Genomic DNA, 17,021 nt, shown 5'->3' on the forward strand with positions numbered 1-17,021 from the left:
GACGGACGAGAACTGACGCCGTCCGCGAAAGCGAGGAAAGTAACGTGCTGCTAGACCAGATTAACGGACCTCAAGATTTGAAAGCTTTGACAACCGCCCAGCTCGTGCAGTTGTCCGGAGAAATCCGTCAATTTCTCATTGAGAAGCTTTCCGTTACGGGCGGTCATCTCGCTCCGAATTTGGGAGTCGTGGAACTGACCTTAGCCATGCATTATTTATTCGATAGTCCGGACGATAAATTCATTTACGACGTCGGGCATCAATCGTACGTCCACAAAATATTGACCGGGCGCAAGGACCGGTTCGATACGCTGCGCAAATACAAAGGCTTATGCGGATTCGTGAAGCGCTCCGAAAGCGAGCACGACGTCTGGGAAGCGGGACACAGCAGCACCTCGCTGTCCGCGGCAATGGGCATGGCGCTGGCCCGGGACCTGAAGGGCGATAGCAACCGCGTCATCGCGGTGATCGGCGACGGCGCGCTGACGGGCGGCATGGCGCTTGAAGCGCTTAACCATATCGGCCACGAGAAGAAAAATCTGATGGTCATATTGAACGACAACGAAATGTCGATCGCGCCGAACGTCGGCGCGCTCCACCATTATTTGGGCAAAATCAGAACGGACCGGCATTATCAGAAAGCGAAGGACGATCTCCAGCAGCTGCTCAATAAAATTCCGGCTATCGGCGGAAAGCTTGCCAAAACGGCGGAACGGTTCAAGGACAGCCTGAAGTATTTGCTCGTAAGCGGAATTCTGTTCGAGCAGTTCGGCTTTACGTATTTGGGGCCGGTTGACGGGCACGACATCGAGCAGGTGCTCGATATTTTGAAACAGGCGGACCATGTGACGGGACCGGTGCTCGTACACGTCTTGACCGTCAAAGGGAAGGGATACTCGCCTGCCGAGGCGGATTCGTTCAAATGGCACGGCATTACCCCTTACAAGATCGAATCCGGCCAAGTGGTGAAAGCCGTCGGGCCTCCCGTCTACACCGACGTGTTCGGCGATATGCTCATCGAGCTGGCGGAGAAGGACGACCGGATCATCGCGGTTACGCCCGCCATGCCCGGAGGCTCAGGCTTATTGAAGTTCGCGTACAAATTTCCGAACCGGATGATCGACGTCGGCATCGCCGAGCAGCATGCCGGAACGATGTCCGCCGCGCTCGCGATGGAAGGCCTGAAACCGGTGTTCGCGGTCTATTCGACTTTCCTGCAGCGGGCGTACGATCAAGTCGTGCACGATATTTGCCGCCAAAATTTAAACGTCATCTTCGCGATCGACCGCGCGGGCTTCGTAGGGCCCGACGGAGAGACGCATCACGGCGTTTACGATATTCCGTTCTTAAGGCATGTTCCGAACATCGTCATCATGATGCCGAAGGACGAGAACGAGCTGAGGCGGATGATGAAGACGGCCGTGGAATACAACGACGGACCGATCGCCGTCCGTTATCCGCGGATCGCCGGTCTCGGCGTCGAGCTCGACAAAGATCCGCAGCCGCTGCCGATCGGAAAGTGGGAGACGGTACGGGAAGGCGATTCGGGCGTCATATTGGCGGTCGGTCCGATGCTTCAAGTCGCCGAAGAAGCGGCGGAGCTGCTGAAGCGGGAAGGCTTGAACGTGCAGATCGTCAATGCCCGGTTCATCAAACCGCTGGATGAACAGATGCTGCTGGCGCTTGCGGCGGAAGGCAAGCGAATGATCGTTCTGGAGGAAGGCGCGGAACTGGGAGGCTTCGGCAGCTCCGTGCTCGAATTTTATTCGCTCAAGGGCATTTACGGTCATCCCGTGCGGATTATCGGGGTGCCGGATATTTTTGTCGAGCACGGCACGATCAAAGAGCAGCGGCAGGAAGTCGGCCTGACGGCCGAGCGTGTCGCGACGGAGCTGAAAACGATGCTGCCCCGCCTCATGAAGCGGGTTACGGGGCAGCCTTAAGGCACGAAGGAGAAAGATGACGACGACAGCGAAAGAACGGATCGACGTGCTACTGGTGGAGCGCGGATTTTTTGAAAGCAGAGAGAAGGCCAAGGCCGCCCTCATGGCGGGATTGGTGCTGGTCGATGACGAGCCCGTCGACAAGAGCGGCATGAAAGTGGCCCGCACGGCAGATATTAAGGTGAAAGGCGCTTTGCATCCTTATGTGAGCAGGGGCGGGCTCAAGCTCGAGAAGGCGATTCGCAGCTTCGGCATCGACATGACGGACAAGGTGATGCTCGATATCGGCGCTTCCACAGGCGGATTTACGGATTGCGCCTTGCAGAACGGCGCCTCGTACATCTATGCGATCGACGTCGGCTACAACCAGCTGGACTGGTCTCTTCGCCAAGACGAGCGCGTGAACGTAATGGAGCGCACGAACTTCCGGTATACGCAGCCTTCCGATTTGACGGGCCCCGCGCCGGATTTTGCCACGATCGACGTATCGTTTATATCCTTAAAGCTGATTTTGCCCGCTTTGTCGACGCTCATCGCTCCGGGCTCCGGCATCGTGGCGCTTATTAAGCCCCAATTCGAAGCCGGCAGGGAGAAGGTCGGCAAATCCGGCGTCGTACGCGATCCGGCCGTTCATAAGGAAGTGCTCGGGACGGTGCTTACCGCAGCGGCCGAGCTTGGCTACAGGCTGCGGGACTTGACGTTCTCGCCGATTACCGGCGGTGAGGGCAACATCGAATTTCTCGCTTACTGGACGTGGGCTGCTGCGCCTAACCGGGACGTGCCTGCGGAAGCGGAGCTGGAGCGGCTCACGAAGCTCGCCAGCCAGACGTTTACGGCCGGCAAATAATGCAGTGTCCAAGAAGGATGCCAACCAGTTCTTAGCTGGCAAGGCATCTTTTTTCTTTACAACTGCCGATCGGATTTGGTAAACTACAGAAAGCAAACAAATGTTCGGTTTTGGCGAAACGACAGGAAATTGCCCCCGGCGCATCGAAGCAAGTATCGACATGATTACCGGGCGATTGGGGGCTGCCTATGACTGCATACGGAGATTGGGTCATTATGCTGGTTGCCGGCATCGTGCTGGCGATTTGGATGTTCAGAGCCTTTTATCGATGGCTGCATGCGCCGGCAAGCGTCAATCGCCTGAAGCTCGGCAAGGGCGGCGAACTCGATCCGAACGACGAGAATGTCCGGCTATTGGAAGAAGCGGGATTCGAAGTAACTTCGGGCAAGCATCTCGTTCCGATCCCGATCGAGCTCGACGGCGTGCCGCTCGGCAAGGGGAGCCGGCTGTACATCGACTACATCGCCGAGAAGGATAACCGGATCTACGTCGTGAAGACGGCACGGGACCGGATGCCGATGGACTGGACGGCAAGCGGAGTAAGGGACCGATTGCTCGTATACGCGCTGCTGCTGCCGGAATGCACGGGCGTATTGTTCGTCGACGCCAAGGATAAAGTCATTCGCACGATTACGTTTCACCTATCTGACTAATCGCTATGGAGGGTTGTTATGAAAGGGATCCGTCAATACCGGATTAAGGAGATTATTTCGAACCACGAAATCGAGACGCAGGAGGAGCTCGTCGAGGCGCTGAGGGCGACGGGCATGCAGGTGACGCAAGCAACCGTCTCTCGCGATATGAAGGAATTAATGCTCATCAAGGTTCCGTCGGGAGAAGGGAAGTATTTCTATTCCTTGCCTCAGGACAATCAAAAGCAAAATCCGATTCACAAATTGAAGAGAGCGCTGCTCGACCATTTCGTACATATCGATTACACGGACAATTTGGTCGTCATGAAATGTTTGCCCGGTACGGCGAACGCCATCGGGGCGCTTGTCGACAACATGGAATGGTCGGAAGTAATGGGCACGATATGCGGCGACGACACGATCCTAATGATTTGCCGTTCGAAGGCGCAAAGCGCCGAAGTCGTGGAACGTCTGCTCGAGTTACTGAATTAGGGAGGAGTTACAGGCCATGCTGCGTGAGTTATCGATACGGAATTTAGCGGTAATCGAAGAGGTGAACGTTTCGTTCCATAACGGATTTCATGTGTTGACCGGAGAGACGGGTGCCGGCAAATCGATTTTGATCGATGCGTTAAGCTTGGTCGTCGGCGGCAGAGGCTCCGCCGACATGGTGCGCTACGGCTGCGACAAGGCCGAGATGGAAGCGATGTTCGATTTGGCGGCGGAACATCCGGTATGGCAGGTGCTCGCGAAGCTCGGCGTCAACGCCTCCCCGGAAGAAATGCTCGTCATCAGGCGCGAGCTATCGGCGACCGGCAAGAGCGGCAGCCGCGTCAACGGACAGCTCGTCACGATGACGATGCTGCGAGAAATCGGCGAATGCCTCGTCAATATCCACGGCCAGCACGAGCATCAATCGCTGCTTCGAACCGAGCAGCATCTGGAATGGCTCGACCTGTTCGCGGGGGATTTGCTCATCGAGCGAAAGCATCATTATCGGGACGTATTCAATGAGCTGCAGCAGATCAAAGCTTCCTTGCGAGAGCTGGAGCAATCATCCAGGCAAAACGTGCAAATGCTCGATTTGTACCGGTTTCAAATCGAAGAAATATCGGCGGCGAAGCTGAAGCCCGGCGAAGACGAATTACTTGCCGAGGAGCGGCGCAAGCTAATGTATGCGGGTAAAAGAATGGATGCCGTCGCCGAAGCCTACTCGCTTCTGTACGACGGCAAAGGACTGGATGCCTTCAGTAAAGCAATTGCCAAGCTAATCGATATCCAGGTCTATGACGCGGCCATATTAAGCCCATTGCTCGAACAGCTTCAATCGGCGTTCTATCAGGCGGAAGACGCGGCTTTTCAATTAAGAGATTATCGGGATTCCGTCGAGTCCGATCCGGAGCTGCTCGCGCAAGTGGATGACCGGCTCAATCTCATCAACGGACTGAAACGAAAGTACGGAGAGACGATTCCGGATATTTTGGCCTACTTGGAGAGAACGACGGAGGAACGGGACAAGATCGAGAACCGGGATGAACTGCTGGACGAGCTTCGCGCCAAGGAATCGCGGCTATTCGAGCAGGCTCTCTCCCTTGCGAAGGAACTGTCGCAGCTCCGGGAGCATGCATCCGCCAGACTGTCCGATGCGATCGAGAAGGAGCTTGGGCAGCTGCAGATGCCTTCCGCAAGGTTCAAGGTGCAACTGGAGCAGCCCGATGCGGGCGACGAACGGCAAATCCGGCTGCACGCCGGCGGCATGGACGAAGCCGTATTCCTGCTTACGACAAATCCCGGCGAACCGCTCAAGCCGCTTAGCAAAATCGCATCCGGAGGCGAGATGTCGCGAATCATGCTGGCGCTTAAAAGCATATTTGCTGAAATCGATCAGGTACCGGTTCTTATTTTCGACGAAGTGGATACCGGGGTAAGCGGACGAGCGGCTCAGGCGATCGCGGAGAAGATGTCGCAGCTTGCCGCAAGATGCCAAGTGTTCTCGATTACCCATTTGCCGCAGGTGGCCTGCATGGCCGACCATCATTATGAAATCCGCAAGCAAGTTATCGGAGCCCGCACCTCGACTTCGGTAACGGAATTGACGGGAAGCGTGCGGATCGAAGAGCTTGCGCGAATGCTCGGCGGTGTGGAAGTTACGGAAAAAACAAGACATCACGCTCAGGAAATGCTTGATTTGGCCCATAAGCAAAAGGGGGCGTAATGGAAGGCATTCAGGGAATGTTTTTGCGGACATAAAACAAACGGCTCGGGGTAACTTAAAGGTACGCCAATGGCGAAACGCCTTTAACGTCATGCGATGGAAATACAGGGAGCGTGAAATCATTGAACTCCAATCAACGGAAGCGATGGTTTGGCCTAGTTCTCGTTTTCTTCATTTGCATGATCGGAAGCTCCGCCCCGTTTCAACATTTTGCCGCAATCCCGAATGAACTCCGTTTATTCTCCGGGCAGCTGAAACGATTACAATACGGAGTGCCGGTACATGCAGAAGTAACGGTCGACCCTCACATGCTTCAGATCAACGGATCTTCCAGTCACTCACTGTCCGTCAATTTGAACGAACCGCTGTCCCTGCAGTCGAACCACAGCGGCCAAACAAGCATGAAAGTGAAATTATTCGGTAAAATTCCATTCAAGACGGTAAAAGTAAACGTTGTTCCCGATCTGCGCGTCATACCGGGCGGCCAAACCATCGGCGTCAAGGTCAAATCCGCCGGCATATTGGTGGTGGGACATCATCAGGTATCCGGGAAAGACGGCATGAAGCAATCGCCCGGCGAAGCTGCAGGTTTGCGCCTCGGCGATCTCATTGTGAAAATTAACGGTTCCGCCATTAACGAAGTCCATAAAGTAGCCGATCTTTGCACGAAGGCCGGAAAAGAAAAAAAGCCGTTAGCCGTTACGTATAAACGCGATGGCAGGTTGGCGGAGACGAATTTGAATCCGGTATTCGACGCAGAGGATAAAGCTTGGCGATTGGGCTTGTATATCCGCGATTCAGCGGCTGGCGTTGGCACTCTTACTTTCTACGCGCCCGATCAAGGCGTATACGGCGCACTCGGCCATGTCATTACGGACATGGATACGCAGACGCCCATCGAAGTCGGCGAAGGTCAAATTCTGCAATCGAGCGTCACTTCGATCAACAAAAGTCAAAACGGCGAGCCGGGAGAGAAACGCGCTCATTTTGTAAAAGAGAGCAAAATATTGGGTAACGTCGAACGGAACACTCCGTTTGGCATTTTCGGCAAAATGAACGAAGCCCCAACTCACAGTTATAGCGATAAATCCGTTCCGGTAGCCTTTGCCGAAGATGTCAAAGAAGGGCCCGCGCAAATTTTGACGGTCGTAAACGGCCAAAAGGTCGAGCGTTTCAATATCGATATCGTGCATGTTTCCAAACAGTCAGGACCAGCGACGAAAGGGATGGTCATCAAAATTACCGACAAACGGCTGCTTAGCAAGACCGGCGGCATCGTACAGGGTATGTCGGGCAGTCCGATTATTCAAGACGGCAAGCTTGTCGGCGCAGTGACGCATGTGTTCGTGAACGACCCTTCTTCGGGATACGGCTGCTTTATCGAATGGATGCTGCAGGATGCGGGCGTATTGTTGAAGTCGGCTAACGGCGTAATCGATCAAGCTGCTTAAGTTAAATGTCCGTTGAGGCTTCAAGGCTTCAACGGACGTTTCTGTTTAAATGGATTCAGCGCAGATGAAAACCGCATGATGCATCGAATGAAGCCTGAACTTTGTCGAACGAGAACGACTGGTAGCGTACAATGTAATAAATTTTTTATTATAACGAAAGCGAATAAAAAAATAAAGAAAAATAATTTTCGACAGAAGGAATTCAAATGCTGATGTCGAAAACTTTAAGCAGACAACTGAGTGATCGATTCCATGAATATCATTTAAGGGAGGACCACAACTTGCATAAGATCGAAGTATTATTGGCGGACGACAACCGTGAGTTCACTAACCTGTTATCGGAATACATATCCGAACAAAGCGATATGAGCGTAAGCGGCGTAGCTTATAACGGAGAAGAAGTACTAAGGCATCTGGAAGAGTCGAGAAAAGTTCCGGATGTGCTTATCCTTGATATTATCATGCCTCATCTTGATGGTCTCGGGGTGTTGGAACGCTTGAAGGAAATGAATTTGTCCCCCATGCCGAAGATCATTATGCTGACGGCATTCGGTCAAGAAAACATTACGCAAAAAGCGGTACAGCTCGGCGCGTCGTATTACATTTTGAAACCGTTCGATATGGATATTCTCGCCAACCGGATTCGCCAGCTCGCCGGTAATCCGACCTATTCATCGAGCGGAAGCTACTCGTCCGCATCGTCTACGATCAAATCCAACGTCGTACCGATACCCAAGGGCAAAAACCTGGATGCCAATATTACGAGCATCATCCACGAGATCGGCGTTCCGGCCCATATTAAAGGCTATCAATATTTGCGCGAGGCGATCACGATGGTTTACAACAATATTGAAATTCTCGGCGCCATTACGAAGACGCTATATCCGGCCATCGCAGAGAAGTTCAAAACGACGCCTTCCCGCGTCGAGCGCGCCATCCGTCATGCGATCGAAGTCGCTTGGACGCGCGGCAACATCGACAGCATCAGCCACTTGTTCGGCTACACGATCAACATCAGCAAGTCGAAGCCGACGAACAGCGAGTTCATCGCGATGGTTGCGGACAAGCTTCGCATCGAGCATAAAGTAAGCTAAAAACGTTCAAAACGATAAAAACCGTTCATTATCGGATTGCTTGCACAAATCCTTTAATTAACGGTTTTTTTTCGATTCGAGTTTGTTAGGTGGAAGGGAGCGCCGGTACGTAAAGGATAGCGGTATTGGCAGGATGGATGGCATTCGGCGGCCAAAGCCGCAGGCGGAGATGCGGGAGGACGCGCGATCAGTTATACACGACCCTTCGATTCAAGTAAACGTTCCTTCCGTACTTTTTGATTAAACCGGACGATTCTGCTTTAATAAAGTCGTGGATTTCTTTTAATCGCTGGCTGCTTGGTTGAAGCGTTTCCTTCACTTTTCCGTCAACGAACACGTCGAATACGATTTTCATTTTTGGCACCTCGGTTTCCTTTGATACTCCCATCTTACGATCCGCGTATTTTGGAATCATAAAATGAAATGCCAAAGATTGTTATCGTTTTTGTCAACCGTCATCGCAATGTAAACGAACGCTTCGGAGGTGAACGCATGAAGGCCGTGTACGCGGGGAGCTTCGATCCCATTACGCTGGGCCACGTATCCGTCATAGAGCGGGCTATCCGTTTGTTCAGCGAACTGCATATTCTTGTGGCGAATAACCGCTCGAAAAAACACCATTTTACGATTGAGCAACGGACGGAGCTGGTCGTTCTGTCAATTCCCCAGGACGAGAAAATCAGGGTTGCGCCTTATGAGGGAATTGTAGCGGATTACATCAACGAACATCAGATCGACGCGGTCATACGGGGAATCCGGAACGCGACGGACTTCGAGTACGAGCTCCAGCTGGAGCAGTACATCCGGAATACGACGATGGCCGATACGATCTATTTGTCGCCGTATACGCACTACATGCAGACGAGCAGCTCGCTTGTTCGCATGTTTCTGAATTCGGATAAGACGGAGCATGCCTCCACTTATATGATGCCTAAAGCTTATACGCGGATGTTGGAGTTTGAAGACTGACGTCCCGCCCGCTCGAAAGGATGAAAAAAACCGCTTGGTCGCGGATGTCGAAACGTCCGGACTGAGCGGTTTTGCATGAGAGGATCAGCTTTGGGGCTTCGGGGGGCGCGGACGCTTCTGCTTGAACCGGGGCGCGACGTAATTGCGCTTGCGGTCGCGGAAGAAGGTCCAGCCGCCGATAAAGCCGGCGCCGGCGGCGAACATGACCAAGCCGAGAAGAAACTGAAGCCAGTCGAACGACGGCGATACGGCATCGTTGCCGAAATCGGAAAAGTAGATAAAGACGGAATCTTTCATTTTGAGAAAGCCGAAGCAGGCAAGCAAGCCTGGAATAACGAGCATAAGAATCGCGATAAATCGGGCCGCAACCAATTTCATACCACCATGGTCTCCTTATCGGTCAAAATCAACAGTTTCATCTATCATACCTTTTTACGGGACAGGTGTCTATTTCGGAAATGCACGATGAAAACGGCGGTAAAAACAGGTACAATAGAGAAGAATGTCGTGTTACAATGCAAGCACCGGCGAAAGGAATGAGATTATGGCTATAGAAGTGGACGTAGCAGTATTGGGTGGCGGGCCAGGCGGCTATACGGCGGCGATTCGCGCCGCGCAGCTGGGGAAGAAGGTCGCCATTATCGAAATGGACAAGCTTGGCGGAACATGCTTACATAAAGGTTGTATTCCGAGCAAATCGCTTCTCCGCAGCGCAGAGGTATATGCAACGCTGCTGGAAGCCGGCTCGTTCGGCATTCAAGTAAACGAAGGCGCGATCGCGCTGGACTTCGATAAGGTGCAAGCTCGCAAGGAACAGACGGTCGAGCAGCTGCATCGGGGCTTGCAAAGTTTGATGAAAAAGAACGGCATCCAAATTATTCACGGGAAAGGGCGGATTATCGGACCGTCCATCTTCTCCCCGCGAAGCGGATCGGTTGCCGTAGAGCTTCCTGACGGCGAGATGGAATCGGTCGTTTCGACGAACCTGATCATCGCAACCGGATCGACGCCGCGTACGCTCCCTGGATTGACGCCCGACGGCGAATATGTGCTGACGAGCGATGAGGCGCTTGCGATGGACAAGCTGCCCGCATCGATCATTATCGTCGGCGGAGGCGTGATCGGCGTGGAATGGGCCTCTATGCTGCAAGACTTCGGCGTTCAAGTGACGCTCGCGGAGGCGGGCTCTCGCCTGCTCCCCGGCGAGGATGCCGAAGTATCGGCGGAGCTGGCGAAGCTGCTTAGAAGAAGGGGCGTCCGGGTGTTGACGGGCGTTCAGCTCCGGACGGAAAATTTCAATGCCGGGAATGGCGAAGTGACGATATCCGCTAGCACGCCTGACGGCGACGTGCTGCTGACGGCCGAGAAGCTGCTCGTCTCCGTCGGCCGCAATCCGAAGATCGACGGAATCGGACTTGAGAATACCGACATCCGGACCGGGAACGGCGCGATAACGGTCAACGGCTTCGGGCAGACGAGCGAGCCACATATTTATGCGATCGGCGACGTCGTCGGAGGGGTGCAGCTGGCGCATGCCGCGGCCCACGAAGGCCTCATCGCGGCGGAGCATATTTGCGGAGGCAAGCCAGCCGCCGTCGATCACCACCTGATCCCGCGCTGCATCTATTCCCGGCCTGAGATCGCTTCTTACGGATTGACGGAGGACGGCGCCCGCTCGAAGGGGCATGATATCAAGACGGGCAAAATTCCGTTTCAAGCGATCGGCAAGGCGCTCGTGCTCGGCGAGAAGGACGGCTTCGTGAAGGTCATAGCCGACCGCAAGACGAACGATATCGTCGGCGTGCATTTGATCGGCGCGCATGCGACCGACCTGATTTCGGAAGCCAGCCTCGCCGGATTTTTGAACGCGACGCCGTGGGAGGTCGGGCAGATGATCCATCCGCATCCGACGCTGGCGGAAGCGCTCGGCGAAGCGATGCTTGCTGTCGACGGCAAAGCCATAGCGTTCTAAATGACGCTATTTTCTTTTTTGGGCGATTAAGGTTATAATGGGTATGATCAAGTCTTAGTACCAGGTTATAAAAGTAATCAAAGGAGGAACTCCTTATGACCCAATCCGCTTCATCCGGCCAAAAATTACGTCATATGGAATTAGGGCTTAGCGATGAGAAAGCAATCGATATGTACGTAAAGATGGTGACGGCCCGCAAGTTCGACGAGCGAATTTTGCTGCTTCAACGCGCCGGCAAGGTTAACTTTCACGTATCCGGCGTAGGCCAGGAGGTCGCCCAAGTCGCGGCGGCGTTCGCCTTGGACCGCGATCACGATTATTTTCTGCCCTATTACCGCGACTACGGGTTCGTCCTTTCGGTCGGCATGACCGTTCGGGATCTGATGCTGTCCGTATTCGCGAAGGCGGAGGACCCGAATAGCGGCGGACGGCAAATGCCGGGCCATTTCGGTCATAAGAAGCTGAGAATCGTGACGGGCTCAAGCCCGGTTACGACGCAGGTGCCTCATGCCGTCGGCATCGCGCTTGCGGCGAAGATGAAGAAGAAGCCGTTCGTCAGCTTCGCGACGTTCGGCGAAGGCTCCAGCAATCAGGGCGATTTCCATGAAGGCTGCAATTTCGCGGGCGTACACAAGCTTCCGGTTATTTTGATGTGCGAGAACAATCAATATGCGATCTCCGTGCCACTGCACAAGCAGCTGGCGGGCAAAGTGTCCGACCGGGCGCTCGGCTACGGCTTCCCTGGCGTCCAAGTCGACGGTAACGATGCGCTTGAGGTGTACCGGGTCGTGAAGGAAGCGCGCGAGCGCGCCGTCGCGGGCGAAGGGCCTACGCTTATCGAAGCGCTCATGTACCGACTCTCCCCGCATTCCACATCGGACAACGACCTGGCCTATCGCACGAAGGAAGAGGTCGAGTTCTATCGCGCGAAGGACGGCATTCCGAAGTATAAACAATATTTGATCGACTGCGGCATCTGGTCGGAAGAGCAGGACGAAGAGCTGCTCAAAGCGGTCCGCAAAGAAATCGACGAAGCGAACGAATACGGCGACAAAGCGCCGTTTCCGGCGCCGGAATCGATACTGCTGCACGTCTACGCGGATGACGAGAAAGGGGGAGTTCGCTAATGCCGGCAATGGATTATATCGATGCGATTCGCCTTGCCATGAAGGAAGAAATGGAACGCGACGAAGACGTGTTCGTTCTGGGCGAGGACGTTGGCGTGAAGGGCGGCGTGTTTACGACGACCAAAGGGCTGCAGGAGCAGTTCGGCGAGCTGCGGGCGATGGATACGCCGCTTGCCGAGTCGGCGATCGCGGGCGTCGCGATCGGCGCTGCGATGTACGGGATGAAGCCGATTGCGGAAATGCAATATTCGGACTTCATGTTTCCCGCGACGAACCAAATCATTAGCGAAGCGGCCAAAATCCGCTACCGCTCCAACAATGACTGGAATTGCCCTGTCGTCATCCGCGCGCCGATCGGCGGAGGCATTTTCGGCGGACTGTACCATTCCCAATGTCCGGAGTCGGTGTTTTTCGGAACGCCGGGTTTAAAAATCGTCGCTCCTTACCGCGCATACGACGCGAAAGGGCTTCTTAAGGCAGCCGTCCGCGACCCGGATCCGGTTATTTATTTCGAAAATAAAAAGTGCTATAAGCTTATTAACGGCGACGTTCCGGATACCGATTATACCGTGCCGATCGGCGAAGCCAACGTGCTGCGCGAAGGGGACGACATCACCGTCATCGGCTACAGCTTGCCTCTGCTGTTCGCGGAGCAGGCGGCCGAGGAGCTGGCCTGCGAGGGCATCAGCACTCATATTCTCGATCTGCGCACCATTCAGCCGCTCGATAAGGAAGCGATTCTCGAAGCCGTTCGCAAAACGGGCAAAGTGCTGATCATCCACGAGGACAACAAAACCGGCGGCGTCGGCGCCGAAGTATCGGCGATCATCGCCGAAGAGCTGCTGTACGAGCTCGACGCGCCGATCATGCGCCTATGCGGGCCCGATGTGCCGGCGATGCCGATCAACCCTCCGGGCGAGAAATTTTTTATGCTCAACAAAGAAAAGGTAAAAGAGGCTATGCGCAAACTGGCTCTCTATTAATACGGCAACGCGCAGTAGAACAGAATTTTTGGCTTATACGACCGCGAATCGTATAATGCGCCGCCAGAGGAAGCCGCTAACATTCCCTGGCCAGTTGGGAGATGAAAATCATGAAAACAATGACGGAGATCGTCGTGCCGCAGCTTGCGGAGTCGCTCGTATCGGCCACGATCGACAAATGGCTGAAAAAGCCGGGCGACCGGGTAGACCTATACGAGCCGATCTGCGAACTGCTGACGGATAAAGTCAACGCGGAATTGCCCTCGACGGTATCGGGCAAGCTCGTGCAAATTTTAGTGGAGAGCGGCGAGACGGTTCCGGTCGGGACCGCGGTATGCGTTATCGAGACCGAAGGCGCCGCCTCAGCCGATTCGCAGCCCGTCCAGGCAGATTCGGCGCCTGCGCCTGCCGGTTCCCCGGAGACGGAGGATGCGCCGATGCGCGGCCGCTTCTCGCCGGCCGTTCAGCAGCTGGCGGCGGAGCATAACATCAGGCTCGCGGACATAGCCGGAACGGGTCTTGGCGGACGGATTACGCGCAAGGACGTACTCGCTTATATCGCCTCCGGTGCCGGCAAGTCCGGCCAGCCGGGAAGCGTCGGCTCATCCGCTGCCGCCGCTCCGGCAGTGGACGCCGCGGTCGTGCAGGTGCGGTCCTCCGGCCTGCATTTGACGGAGACGCCAAGGCTGCCGAAGATCGAGGTGGAAGGAGCCGCGGGTCTCGGGCGCGGCGACAGCTTCATCGATGTTACGCCGATCCGCAATACGATCGCCCGCAATATGCGGCAAAGCGTCAGCGAGATTCCGCATGCTTGGACGATGATCGAAGTCGATGTGACGAATCTCGTGCTGCTGCGCAATAAACTGAAGGACGAGTTCATGAAGCGCGAGGGCATCAACCTGACGTACCTGGCCTTCCTGCTCAAAGCGGTCGTCAACGCGATCAAGGACTTCCCGATCATGAACTCGATGTGGGCGGTCGACAAAATCATCGTGAAGCGCGATATCAACATTTCGCTTGCGGTAGGCACGGAAGATTCCGTCCTGACGCCGGTCATCAAAAACGCCGATCACAAAAACGTCGCCGGCCTCGCGAAGGAGATCGACGAGCTCGCGCGCAAGACGCGCGAGGGCAAGCTGACGCTTTCGGACATGCAGGGCGGAACGTTCACGGTGAACAATACCGGTTCGTTCGGTTCGATTTTGTCCTATCCGATCATTAACTACCCGCAGGCGGCGATTCTGACCTTCGAGTCGATCGTGAAGCGGCCCGTCGTCATTAACGACATGCTCGCGGTGCGTTCGATGGCGAACTTGTGCTTATCGCTCGATCACCGCATTTTGGACGGCGTCATCTGCGGCCGCTTCCTGCAGCGGGTCAAAGATAATTTGGAAAGCTTTAATATCGAAAGCAAACTGTACTAGAAATGGGGAATACCAACATGAGTGAAGCGGTTCGCGCGAATAGCTCGAAGAGGTTGGATGCCCGCTACGCAGGACTACTCGATTATGCGGCAGGCTGGGAGCTGCAGAAAGCATACGTGAAGGAAATCGATCGGGAGGAGCGTCTGGAGACGCTTCTCCTTCTTCAGCATCCGCCGACTTATACGATCGGATCCGATCGGCATCCGGAGCATCTGCTGCTAAGCGAGCAGCAATTGAAGGAGCGGGGCATCTCGTTGTTTCAAATCGACCGCGGCGGCGATATTACGTATCACGGTCCCGGCCAGCTGGTCGGGTACCCGCTATTGTATCTGGATGCCGCAGGGCTCGATTTGCATGCGTACTTGCGCAGCCTGGAGCAAGTCATGATCGATTGGCTCGGCGAGTATGGTATAGAAGCGGGCAGAAAGCCGGAATATACAGGAGTATGGGTAGGCGACCGGAAGATCGCGGCGATCGGGGTGAAATTTAATAAAGCCCGGCAACGGCGGGGCTTTATTACGAGTCACGGCTTCGCGCTGAACATCAAGGCGGGCATTGCCGCGGACGGCTTCAGCGGAATTATTCCGTGCGGGATCGAGCAGTACGGCGTCACTTCGTTCAACGATTTAACCGGCCTGAACCTTACCGTCGAGGAAGCCGCCGAACAGCTGCTGCCATACTTCGCGAAGGAATTTCAATTCGAAGTCGGGGGATTAGTAAAATAGCGAACCAATCCCCGCGAACAAGGTCGTGATCAGCAGGGCGGATACGACGACGATGGCGACGATGCGGATGATTTTTTGACTGCGCATGATGAATGGCTCCCCTCCTTTGGGAAAACGTCGTAAGCTTGTCTGTATTCTATTGTATACTAAAATATCGGACGGAGGAAACGGCAATGATCGCAAAAGACCGCCTGGTCGGCGAATTTATGGAACTGGTCCGCGTTGACAGCGAGACGAAGCACGAGCAGGAAATCAGCCGCGTGCTGAAGCGGAAGTTCGAAGCGCTCGGCATGAAGATCAGCGAGGACGACGCGGCGGCCAAAACCGGTCACGGCGCGAACAATCTGTTCGCGATGTGGGAAGCCGAGGGCGCGGACGAATCGGCGCCTACGATTTTTTTTACTTGCCATATGGACACGGTCACGCCCGGCGTAGGCATTAAGCCGCAGCTCGACGAAGACGGCTATATCCGCAGCGACGGGACGACGATTCTCGGCGCCGACGACAAAGCCGGAATCGCCGCGATTTTCGAGGCGATACGGGTCGTGAAGGAGCAGTCCATTCCGCACGGGCGCATCCAATTCGTCATTACGGTCGGCGAGGAGTCCGGCCTTATGGGCGCCCGCGCGCTCGACGGCTCTAAGCTGGAGGCGAAGTTCGGCTACGCGCTCGATTCGAACGGCAAAATCGGCGATATCGCGGTTGCCGCGCCGACGCAGGCCAAAATTACGATCAAGATGCACGGTCGCTCCGCCCATGCCGGCGTTAATCCGGAGGACGGCATCAGTGCGATTCAAGTAGCTTCCAAAGCGATCGCCAGAATGCCGCTCGGCCGTATCGACAAGGAGACGACCGCCAACATCGGTCGATTCGAAGGCGGCGGCGCTACCAATATCGTCTGCGATTACGTCAAGTTGGAGGCGGAGGCGCGCAGCATCGTACAGCGGAAGCTGGACAGTCAAATCGAAGCGATGCGAGAAGCGGTGCGGAGCGCTGCGGAGGAGTTCGGCGCGCGCGGCGAGCTGGAAAGCCAAATCATCTACCCGGCCTATCAATACGACGACGACGATCCGGTCGTGCAGCTCGCGAAGCGGGCGATTGCCGCAATCGGACGCACGCCCCGCACGTTTCATTCGGGCGGAGGCAGCGACGCGAATATTTTTAACGGCTTAGGCATCCCAACCGTCAATCTCGCGGTCGGCTATGAGCATATCCATACGACGAAGGAACAAATCAAGGTCGACGACCTCGTCACGACGACCGAGCTCGTCGTTGAAATTATGAAGCAAGCGGCCAGCGTTCGCTAAGCGTCCGGCCGGCGGCATAGCAAGAAGCCCTTCCCCCTGCATCAGTGAAGGCTGCCGGGGAGGAAGGGCTTTTTTCTGGACGAATGGCACGGGTTGCCGAGTCGGTCAATTCGCTTTCTCCGGATAAATCCGGCGCACGCTGAGCACGTTGGTATACTCCGACATCGGGCTCTTGGAGATGGACGATGCGGACAGCTTGCGAAGCTGATGCCTTATTTCCCAGCCTTTCCCTACCAGTCTCAAATGGTTTACCGCTATGTATTGTTTCAATTTTACCGCCCCCGCCGATTTGATATAATGATAGATATGCCGAATCGGGACAGGATATGCCT

At 55.1% G+C, this 17,021-nt stretch carries 18 protein-coding genes; 14 read left to right on the forward strand and 4 right to left on the reverse strand.

Translation table 11 applies throughout. From position 1 onward, the window contains the following. The first annotated feature begins 44 nt into the window (after positions 1–44). From dxs to spo0A, 7 genes are all read left to right on the forward strand, one after another. A complete protein-coding gene (dxs, locus tag IDH41_RS13325) occupies positions 45–1,943 on the forward strand; it encodes a 1-deoxy-D-xylulose-5-phosphate synthase (RefSeq protein WP_317890742.1) in 1,899 nt (632 codons plus the stop codon). A 16-nt stretch (positions 1,944–1,959) separates the two neighbouring features. Continuing rightward, the gene (locus IDH41_RS13330) at positions 1,960–2,790 is read left to right on the forward strand and encodes a TlyA family RNA methyltransferase (protein ID WP_190861785.1); all 831 of its coding nucleotides are present in this window, start codon (positions 1,960–1,962) and stop codon (positions 2,788–2,790) included. Between the two features lie 188 nt (positions 2,791–2,978). Further along, positions 2,979–3,443 carry a hypothetical protein gene (locus tag IDH41_RS13335; RefSeq protein ID WP_190861786.1) on the forward strand — a complete coding sequence of 155 codons (465 nt, stop codon included), beginning with the start codon at positions 2,979–2,981 and terminating at the stop codon, positions 3,441–3,443. Between the two features lie 18 nt (positions 3,444–3,461). Further along, positions 3,462–3,914, forward strand: a complete 453-nt coding sequence (gene ahrC, locus IDH41_RS13340) for a transcriptional regulator AhrC/ArgR (RefSeq protein ID WP_190861788.1) — start codon at positions 3,462–3,464, stop codon at positions 3,912–3,914. Positions 3,915–3,930: 16 nt separating this feature from the next. Continuing rightward, on the forward strand, positions 3,931–5,637 hold the full coding sequence (gene recN, locus IDH41_RS13345; protein WP_190861790.1) for a DNA repair protein RecN: 1,707 nt from the start codon (positions 3,931–3,933) through the stop codon (positions 5,635–5,637). Positions 5,638–5,759: 122 nt separating this feature from the next. After that, a complete protein-coding gene (spoIVB, locus tag IDH41_RS13350) occupies positions 5,760–7,088 on the forward strand; it encodes a SpoIVB peptidase (RefSeq protein WP_190861792.1) in 1,329 nt (442 codons plus the stop codon). A 281-nt stretch (positions 7,089–7,369) separates the two neighbouring features. Then, positions 7,370–8,182, forward strand: a complete 813-nt coding sequence (spo0A, locus tag IDH41_RS13355; protein ID WP_190861794.1) for a sporulation transcription factor Spo0A — start codon at positions 7,370–7,372, stop codon at positions 8,180–8,182. 187 nt (positions 8,183–8,369) lie between these two features. Here the strand turns inward: spo0A and IDH41_RS13360 are convergent, their stop codons facing one another. After that, the gene (locus IDH41_RS13360; protein ID WP_190861796.1) at positions 8,370–8,537 is read right to left on the reverse strand and encodes a mechanosensitive ion channel protein MscL; all 168 of its coding nucleotides are present in this window, start codon (positions 8,535–8,537) and stop codon (positions 8,370–8,372) included. 137 nt (positions 8,538–8,674) lie between these two features. Here IDH41_RS13360 and coaD point away from each other — a divergent pair, with 137 nt between their 5' ends. Next, positions 8,675–9,151: a pantetheine-phosphate adenylyltransferase gene (gene coaD / locus IDH41_RS13365; protein ID WP_190861797.1), complete on the forward strand. Its 477-nt coding sequence runs from the start codon at positions 8,675–8,677 to the stop codon at positions 9,149–9,151. An 84-nt stretch (positions 9,152–9,235) separates the two neighbouring features. Here the strand turns inward: coaD and IDH41_RS13370 are convergent, their stop codons facing one another. After that, positions 9,236–9,529, reverse strand: coding sequence for a DUF2627 domain-containing protein (locus tag IDH41_RS13370; RefSeq protein ID WP_190861799.1), 294 nt, complete (start codon positions 9,527–9,529; stop codon positions 9,236–9,238). Between the two features lie 166 nt (positions 9,530–9,695). On the opposite strand from IDH41_RS13370, the gene lpdA reads away from it, so the two are divergent. The 5 genes from lpdA to lipB all read left to right on the forward strand — a co-directional run bounded on the left by lpdA (position 9,696) and on the right by lipB (position 15,382). Then, entirely contained in the window at positions 9,696–11,123 is a 1,428-nt protein-coding gene (gene lpdA / locus IDH41_RS13375; RefSeq protein WP_190861801.1) for a dihydrolipoyl dehydrogenase, read from the forward strand. A gap of 95 nt (positions 11,124–11,218) precedes the next feature. Next, entirely contained in the window at positions 11,219–12,250 is a 1,032-nt protein-coding gene (locus IDH41_RS13380; RefSeq protein WP_190861803.1) for a thiamine pyrophosphate-dependent dehydrogenase E1 component subunit alpha, read from the forward strand. Continuing rightward, positions 12,250–13,233, forward strand: coding sequence for an alpha-ketoacid dehydrogenase subunit beta (locus IDH41_RS13385; RefSeq protein WP_190861805.1), 984 nt, complete (start codon positions 12,250–12,252; stop codon positions 13,231–13,233). Before IDH41_RS13380 ends, IDH41_RS13385 begins: the two co-directional genes overlap by 1 nt. Positions 13,234–13,334: 101 nt before the next feature. Beyond that, positions 13,335–14,657: a dihydrolipoamide acetyltransferase family protein gene (locus IDH41_RS13390; RefSeq protein WP_397327914.1), complete on the forward strand. Its 1,323-nt coding sequence runs from the start codon at positions 13,335–13,337 to the stop codon at positions 14,655–14,657. 17 nt (positions 14,658–14,674) lie between these two features. After that, positions 14,675–15,382 (forward strand): lipoyl(octanoyl) transferase LipB, encoded by a 708-nt coding sequence (gene lipB / locus IDH41_RS13395; protein ID WP_190861807.1) that lies wholly within the window; start codon positions 14,675–14,677, stop codon positions 15,380–15,382. On the opposite strand, the gene prli42 is transcribed toward lipB, so the two are convergent. After that, positions 15,371–15,469 (reverse strand): stressosome-associated protein Prli42, encoded by a 99-nt coding sequence (gene prli42 / locus IDH41_RS13400; RefSeq protein ID WP_190861808.1) that lies wholly within the window; start codon positions 15,467–15,469, stop codon positions 15,371–15,373. The two genes, lipB and prli42, sit on opposite strands and share 12 nt — an antisense overlap. An 86-nt stretch (positions 15,470–15,555) precedes the next feature. Here prli42 and IDH41_RS13405 point away from each other — a divergent pair, with 86 nt between their 5' ends. Beyond that, positions 15,556–16,689, forward strand: coding sequence for a M20/M25/M40 family metallo-hydrolase (locus IDH41_RS13405; protein WP_190861809.1), 1,134 nt, complete (start codon positions 15,556–15,558; stop codon positions 16,687–16,689). A 105-nt stretch (positions 16,690–16,794) separates the two neighbouring features. On the opposite strand, the gene mciZ is transcribed toward IDH41_RS13405, so the two are convergent. Further along, positions 16,795–16,959 (reverse strand): Z-ring formation inhibitor MciZ, encoded by a 165-nt coding sequence (gene mciZ / locus IDH41_RS13410; protein WP_190861810.1) that lies wholly within the window; start codon positions 16,957–16,959, stop codon positions 16,795–16,797. Between the last annotated feature and the right edge of the window lie 62 nt (positions 16,960–17,021).

The organism is Paenibacillus arenilitoris, from assembly GCF_014705655.1.
In the GTDB taxonomy this organism is placed as follows: domain Bacteria; phylum Bacillota; class Bacilli; order Paenibacillales; family Paenibacillaceae; genus Pristimantibacillus; species Pristimantibacillus arenilitoris.

Coding starts and splice junctions, on each gene's coding strand:
- IDH41_RS13330 (WP_190861785.1), top strand. CDS start 1,960: ATGACGACGACAGCGAAAGAACGGATCGACGTGCTACTGGTGGAGCGC.
- IDH41_RS13335 (WP_190861786.1), top strand. CDS start 2,979: ATGACTGCATACGGAGATTGGGTCATTATGCTGGTTGCCGGCATCGTG.
- ahrC (WP_190861788.1), top strand. CDS start 3,462: ATGAAAGGGATCCGTCAATACCGGATTAAGGAGATTATTTCGAACCAC.
- recN (WP_190861790.1), top strand. CDS start 3,931: ATGCTGCGTGAGTTATCGATACGGAATTTAGCGGTAATCGAAGAGGTG.
- IDH41_RS13360 (WP_190861796.1), bottom strand. CDS start 8,537: ATGAAAATCGTATTCGACGTGTTCGTTGACGGAAAAGTGAAGGAAACG.
- coaD (WP_190861797.1), top strand. CDS start 8,675: ATGAAGGCCGTGTACGCGGGGAGCTTCGATCCCATTACGCTGGGCCAC.
- IDH41_RS13370 (WP_190861799.1), bottom strand. CDS start 9,529: ATGAAATTGGTTGCGGCCCGATTTATCGCGATTCTTATGCTCGTTATT.
- lpdA (WP_190861801.1), top strand. CDS start 9,696: ATGGCTATAGAAGTGGACGTAGCAGTATTGGGTGGCGGGCCAGGCGGC.
- IDH41_RS13380 (WP_190861803.1), top strand. CDS start 11,219: ATGACCCAATCCGCTTCATCCGGCCAAAAATTACGTCATATGGAATTA.
- IDH41_RS13385 (WP_190861805.1), top strand. CDS start 12,250: ATGCCGGCAATGGATTATATCGATGCGATTCGCCTTGCCATGAAGGAA.
- IDH41_RS13390 (WP_397327914.1), top strand. CDS start 13,335: ATGAAAATCATGAAAACAATGACGGAGATCGTCGTGCCGCAGCTTGCG.
- lipB (WP_190861807.1), top strand. CDS start 14,675: ATGAGTGAAGCGGTTCGCGCGAATAGCTCGAAGAGGTTGGATGCCCGC.
- prli42 (WP_190861808.1), bottom strand. CDS start 15,469: ATGCGCAGTCAAAAAATCATCCGCATCGTCGCCATCGTCGTCGTATCC.
- IDH41_RS13405 (WP_190861809.1), top strand. CDS start 15,556: ATGATCGCAAAAGACCGCCTGGTCGGCGAATTTATGGAACTGGTCCGC.